This window comes from Halalkalibacter urbisdiaboli (genome assembly GCF_002156385.1).
GTDB lineage: Bacteria > Bacillota > Bacilli > Bacillales > Bacillaceae_D > Halalkalibacter_A > Halalkalibacter_A urbisdiaboli.
The window spans coordinates 1,317,209-1,323,208 of record NZ_MVJM01000002.1; the positions used below are offsets into that span (position 1 = coordinate 1,317,209).

Below are 6,000 nucleotides of genomic sequence, written 5' to 3' on the forward strand. Positions count from 1 at the left end.
AATAAGTCTAGGCAAATTCCCGTTGTTTATAATAGGGGGTTATTTCTTTTGAACTTATTACTATTTGAACCTTTCGCTTTACCACTACTTATGATACAGTTCACCGCAACATAGTAAGGGGCAAATGAATGAATGCAATCAAACTTGAGGTGAATTTTGAACACTAACAACCGTCTTTGGACTTTTTATTTTATCTCATGATTACTTGGATGTAGCCATTGAAATATATGGTAATGTATGGTACTGTCACAAGGCAGGAACGTATGTTCTTGATCTTTGACTCTTTATTCGTATCAAACAGATAGGTCGAAAAATTTACCCATTTAGGAGGGTGTCTGCTTGAACAAAGATTCTATTTATAGAACAAACGTTATTGGTGCTAGTGAGGTTGGTGTCGCCAACTCGATCGACATGGATAAGAATGTTATACATAAAACAAACAGCTTCTATTGGGATACAAAAGGAAATGACTACTTAGGGGCAATTGTGCTTCCTTTTTATGGGGCATTTGTCTCAGAAGAAAAACACCAACTTTTTGGTGATGTTTCAGGAAAAAAGATGCTGGAGATAGGCTGTGGAAACGGTCAATCCTTGCAATATCAGGGGGACCGTAAAGCATCTGAACTGTGGGGTATGGATATATCAGAAAAACAAATCGAAAAGGCAATGCAACATTTGACCTCATGTGGCCTTTCAGCTAAATTGGTCTGTTCCCCCATGGAAGAAGAATGTGGCATACCAAAGGATTATTTTGACTTTGTTTATTCGGTTTATGCTATAGGCTGGACCACCGACCTTGAGGGTACTTTTCGCCGAATCGCTTCTTACTTAAAAAAAGATGGTGTATTTATTTTCAGTTGGTCCCATCCTATACATAAATGTGTTGTTGCAGAAAATAATATGCTTGCTTTTAAGAAATGTTATTTCGATGAATCTTGGTATTCGGTTGCTCTTGATGACGGTGAGCTAACGTTATCGGATCGTAAACTTTCAACTTATGTGAATGCGTTGGCAAAAGCGGGGTTTGTCATTGAGCAAATGATTGAGGAATCTGATGATGAAATTATACAATCACGGGACAGCGGATTTGCGAGAAAGGCAAAGATGCTTCCTGTAACTTTTGTCATCAAAGCAAGAAAGCTATAGCCCTTTATTCAATTACTGAGATAAAAGAACCGTAAGACTTCTGCCAATAATGGTTAGTCTGCGGTTCTTGCTTTGTCCGTATGTAAAAGGAGATCATTAAGCTTGTCTCTACGCCAGAAATTATAAGATCTATTGTGAGCAAGCTCAAACAAAATAGTTCAATTGATACCCAGCCAATGTTAAAAGAACTGCAAGAATTAAAAAGAGAACTTAACAATGTTCAATCAAAAAAAGAAGAAAATTTGCAACTTGAACTAAATAATAAAATTCCTCTTAATGCAAAGAATGGAGTTTTTGAATTCAAAGGAAAAAGAACTCAAAGAAAAAGTGACAAAGATCGAAAATGAAATCACAATCATTGAATCTCAAAGCTTAATTGACACTGACTATATCAATACAGTTCTTAAAAACTTCCTGCATATGTTTGAAGAAGCAGACATTGAATTAAAAAAGAGACTTCTTCACTCTTTAATCGATAATATCTCCGTTAAAGATGGCAACGGAGCAAAGAATAATTCGAAAAATAACATTAGTTTTTGAGCCTCAAGACATTGAGGCTCTTTCTAACAAAAATTCGTTTGCGGCTACTTATGATACGGTTCACCCCGATTAATCCGAAACGCCCGATACACCTGCTCCAACAGTACTAACCTCATTAATTGATGCGGAAAGGTCATTTTTGAGAACGATAAGGTGTCGTCCGCTCGTTTCATGACTTCGTCCGATAATCCAAGTGAGCCTCCGATAATGAAAGCGACTTTGCTTTTTCCGTACGTTGCGAGTTTGTCTAGGTTTGCTGCTAATTGCTCAGAGGTGAGCATGTTTCCTTCTATTGCTAACGCGATGACGTGGGTATCGGCTCCGATTTTGGAGAGAATTCTTTCTCCCTCTTTTTGTTTGATTTGCTGCATATCGGCTTCACTTAAATTTTCTGGCGCTTTTTCATCAGGTACTTCAATGATATCCATTTTTGCGTAAGCACTTAGTCTCTTCGTATATTCTGTAATTCCTTGTTTTAAATATTTTTCTTTTAGTTTTCCAACAGTGATAATTGAGATATTCACAATGTGTATGGCTCCCTCCACAAAGTTTATCCACAGAAGTTATCCACATATCAACAATGTTGACAACTTATCTACTTAGAAATGTGGTAGATTGCTGGTTTTTCGCAAAAACTGCATACTGTGGATAACGATTTTTCTTCTGTGTACTTCTCTATAATCGGTGCTGCTTCATGTTCATCTATAATAATATCCATTGCTAACTCGATATGCTCTTCGCATGCGTGATACATTGGTTTTCCGTCCTTTCTTTTTTCCCAATCCATTATAGCATACCTATTCCATTGCCTGTGGATACTTTTTAAATCAAAAAAATTGAGCCCTTTATTTAAAAGAGCTCAATTGCTATTTATCCACATCTATTTAAAAGCTTTGTTGTTCTGCTAATTGGACATTTATCGTTTCGCGTTTACCTTCTCGATAAATGATGACTTCAACGTTGTCACCAATTTTTCGTTCTGTATATAAAAACTTCCGTAAAGCATGACCATCTTCAATTTCTTCACCGTCAATTTCAACAATGACATCGTACTCTTTAATACCGGCACGGTCTGCTGCTGAGGTTGGTGCAACACTTGTTACGACTACTCCTGCTTTTACCTCATTCGGAAGCTTTAATGTTTCCTGCCAGTGATAGCTTGGAATCTCACTTAGTGATTTAATTCCCACACCTAGCTGTGGACGTTGTACTTCACCGTAACGCTCTAAATCTTCAATTACTGGCATCGCAATGGCTGTTGGAATCGCAAAGCCAATTCCTTCTACAGAGCTTTGAGCAATTTTCATAGAATTAATTCCAATTACTTGGCCTTCGATATTTAATAAAGCGCCACCGCTATTACCAGGGTTAATGGCCGCATCTGTTTGAAGAACTTCCGCATGCCAATCAATTTGACCATTTCCGGTTAAATCTACTGGAATGCTTCGTTCCTTAGCACTAATGATTCCTTGTGTTACAGAACTTGAAAAGCGTAAGCCAAGTGGGTTCCCAATCGCAATTGCAGGCTCACCGACTCGAAGTGATTCTGAACTTCCAAATTCGGCTACTGTTTCAATGTTGCTAGCGTCAATTTCTAATACCGCCAAATCAGTAATCACGTCTGAACCTAGTAATTCAGCTGGGACTCTTGAACCATCTGCTAAACTAACCTCGATTCCATTAGCTCCTTCAATGACATGATGATTCGTGACAACAAATGCTTTGTCGCCTGCCTTTTTATAAATGACTCCTGATCCTGTTCCTTCACCACCCTGCTCAGACCAAAAATTTGATTGCTGCAGATTAATGACCCCCACCACAGCATCTGATACTTTTTCAACTGCTTTTGTAATATCCGTATTAACTGAATAGCTTACCGTTTGCAAGCCTTCTTGCATAGGCTCCTCTTCACTTATAACTTCAGTAGCCCCTTTTGGACTTACCTCATAAGGTAGATAACCCATATTTGATAATACAGGAACCGAAAATAAGACCACCATTCCCCCTGCTACAGCCCCAATAAATGCCGACAGACCCGATCCACGTTTTGAACTTTTTTGCCGCATTGGTTGCTCTTCGGGATTCATATCATAATAGCCCATGACATTTACACTCTCCTTTTATAAGTTCATTGTACTACTTACCTTTTATTATAATGGTTCTCTCCGGCTTTTCTACTAGGTGACACTATTTTAGATGATTTTTGATACTTCTAATAGAATCATCAACAACTTTGACGCGCAATCACTAAAAAAGCAATCACCTACAACGAAATGACACACGATTCTGTTATATGATATCCGTTATTACCGTTTTTAAACATAAAATAATCTGGCAAGGTGCGAGCCATTGCTCTTTCCCGACTTCACGTTATGCGTCCTTAAACAAAAAAGACCTCCCAGGAATCGTATCTGCGGAGGTCTTTCATCAACACCTTATACTACTGCAAGGGCGGTTGGATTTAATGGGTCTGTATCGTATAGCTCAAATTGCTCACCTACAGCCATTCCTTGCTCTTTTAACACTTGTTCCACGGTTAACCTGGCTAAATCCTTCATATTATTATCTAAACTTAAATGGGCCAAATAAATCCGACTTGTGTTATCATCGATGACTTCAGAAAGGGCAAGTGCTGCATCCTCGTTTGAGACATGGCCAACATCGCTTAAAATACGACGTTTTACATTCCAAGGATAGCGGCCCATTCGCAACATATTTAAGTCATGATTGGATTCAAAAATATACATATCCGCACCCTTTATCGTTCCTTTAATCCGCTCACTCACATACCCCATATCCGTAGCGAGAACTAGTTTCTTTCCTGCATGGTGAAACACGTAAAACATCGGCTCAACCGCATCATGGGAGACGCCAAAGGATTCAACATCTAAATCACCAAAGGTTTTTACTTCGCCCATTGCAAATGTAAACTTTTGTTCAGTCGCAATCGTCCCTAATTGGCTTTCCATCGCTTGCCATGTTTTTTCATTCGCATAGATTGGGAGTTTATGCTTTCTAGCAAAAATTCCAACTCCTTTAATATGATCACTATGTTCATGGCTAACGAGAATGCCATCTAATTCCTTTGGATTTCGATTCACCTTTTGAAAGAGCTCGTCCATTTTTTTTCCGCTTAAACCGGCGTCGATAAGTAGTTTTTGCTTATCTGTTTCTACATAGATGGCGTTCCCCGTACTTCCACTCGCGAGTACGCTAAACCGTAACGTCATTTTCGGTCCACTCCCATTTTTAATATTGTTTGAACTATGATAGCTGCTGAATGGACCCATCGATAGCATTGACAAGGAATATCTCCTCTTCCACCGTCACTCTCCACATCGGAGCAAATACTTGTACATCCCCCTGAGGATTGAAAAAGCTATAATAGCCAAATTCAATATCTGAAATGGTCACATTCATTTTTAACAGCTGGTCATTTAATAACGCTTCAACGGCCTTTAAGCTTGAAAGCATTTCTCTCTCCTGACCATCCTGCTCTTCAAATTCGAAATAACGCTGTTGATAGCCTCTAATTCGCCCCTGTTCATCTAACTGTATGACTAACGGCTCATCGCCTAACGTATAGGCTGTTTTATCTCCATATGCTTGATATAGAAGGATTTGATTAGCATCGGAATCAAACCGTCCAAATCTGTATTCGTCTCCATCTAAAACAAACGTATTTAAAAATTGCACAAGGTCCGTCCTAAATTGTTCCTCTGTTAACGGAAAGGGTTCATTTAGGAACGATAAAATCGTTTTGTCCTCAACAATTCTCGCTTCCTGATCAGATAGTTTTTCAATTTGCTCTTCAGTAAATGTCACATATTTACCGACAATGAGGACACCTGATGAACCCTCTTCCTTTAATTCAATATCAATCTTTATATTGTTTTCACGCAAACGCTCTTGAATCGTTGCCTCGGTAATTAAACTAATTTGGTTTGCAGTATTTTTTTCAGTTAGCTGAATCATAAGAAACAAATTAAGAATGAGGAAGGTAATAATGAAAATGGTCTTTGTTCTACTCCAATTCATCTAAATTCTCCTCCTCCTGCTCAAACGTTACCTTTTGCCAGCGATGATCATATAACACAAACCAATGTGGCTCAACGGTCACAAATGTGGCACTCCGCCTAGTCATTTCGTACCCGACTGAAACCCTTTGTAAATTCCGAACTGTAAATAACTCCTGTTCTGATAATCGTTCCAACAGCGCTTGTCCGGAAGGCAATTCAACCATTTCAACCGCATCAATAGGATTTGCGTCTAAGTCAAACAGTGGTCGAACATAACCTGTTGTTTGATTTCCAG

General features: G+C 38.8%; 8 protein-coding genes. 2 read left to right on the top strand and 6 right to left on the bottom strand.

All coding sequences use genetic code 11. The annotated features are described in order from the left end of the window. Positions 1–339 precede the first annotated feature (339 nt). Together B1R93_RS14070 and B1R93_RS14075 are read left to right on the top strand one after the other, a co-directional pair. On the top strand, positions 340–1,146 hold the full coding sequence (locus B1R93_RS14070) for a class I SAM-dependent methyltransferase (RefSeq protein WP_088104575.1): 807 nt from the start codon (positions 340–342) through the stop codon (positions 1,144–1,146). Positions 1,147–1,280: 134 nt separating this feature from the next. Next, positions 1,281–1,493, top strand: a complete 213-nt coding sequence (locus B1R93_RS14075; protein WP_088104576.1) for a hypothetical protein — start codon at positions 1,281–1,283, stop codon at positions 1,491–1,493. 237 nt (positions 1,494–1,730) lie between these two features. Here the strand turns inward: B1R93_RS14075 and rlmH are convergent, their stop codons facing one another. The 6 genes from rlmH to yycH all read right to left on the bottom strand — a co-directional run. Continuing rightward, a complete protein-coding gene (gene rlmH / locus B1R93_RS14085; RefSeq protein ID WP_088104578.1) occupies positions 1,731–2,210 on the bottom strand; it encodes a 23S rRNA (pseudouridine(1915)-N(3))-methyltransferase RlmH in 480 nt (159 codons plus the stop codon). A 71-nt stretch (positions 2,211–2,281) separates the two neighbouring features. After that, a complete protein-coding gene (locus B1R93_RS14090) occupies positions 2,282–2,473 on the bottom strand; it encodes a CxxH/CxxC protein (RefSeq protein WP_245308284.1) in 192 nt (63 codons plus the stop codon). A 97-nt stretch (positions 2,474–2,570) separates the two neighbouring features. Beyond that, a complete protein-coding gene (locus tag B1R93_RS14095; RefSeq protein ID WP_088104579.1) occupies positions 2,571–3,788 on the bottom strand; it encodes a S1C family serine protease in 1,218 nt (405 codons plus the stop codon). 333 nt (positions 3,789–4,121) lie between these two features. Further along, positions 4,122–4,916 (bottom strand): MBL fold metallo-hydrolase, encoded by a 795-nt coding sequence (locus B1R93_RS14100; RefSeq protein WP_088104580.1) that lies wholly within the window; start codon positions 4,914–4,916, stop codon positions 4,122–4,124. 34 nt (positions 4,917–4,950) lie between these two features. Continuing rightward, positions 4,951–5,724, bottom strand: a complete 774-nt coding sequence (locus tag B1R93_RS14105; protein ID WP_088104581.1) for a two-component system regulatory protein YycI — start codon at positions 5,722–5,724, stop codon at positions 4,951–4,953. After that, positions 5,711–6,000, bottom strand: a 290-nt coding sequence (gene yycH / locus B1R93_RS23215) for a two-component system activity regulator YycH (protein ID WP_245308285.1), incomplete at its 5' end; no start/stop codon positions are given. The genes B1R93_RS14105 and yycH, both read right to left, overlap by 14 nt.

Coding starts and splice junctions, on each gene's coding strand:
- B1R93_RS14090 (WP_245308284.1), bottom strand. CDS start 2,473: ATGGATTGGGAAAAAAGAAAGGACGGAAAACCAATGTATCACGCATGC.
- B1R93_RS14095 (WP_088104579.1), bottom strand. CDS start 3,788: ATGGGCTATTATGATATGAATCCCGAAGAGCAACCAATGCGGCAAAAA.
- B1R93_RS14100 (WP_088104580.1), bottom strand. CDS start 4,916: ATGACGTTACGGTTTAGCGTACTCGCGAGTGGAAGTACGGGGAACGCC.
- B1R93_RS14105 (WP_088104581.1), bottom strand. CDS start 5,724: ATGAATTGGAGTAGAACAAAGACCATTTTCATTATTACCTTCCTCATT.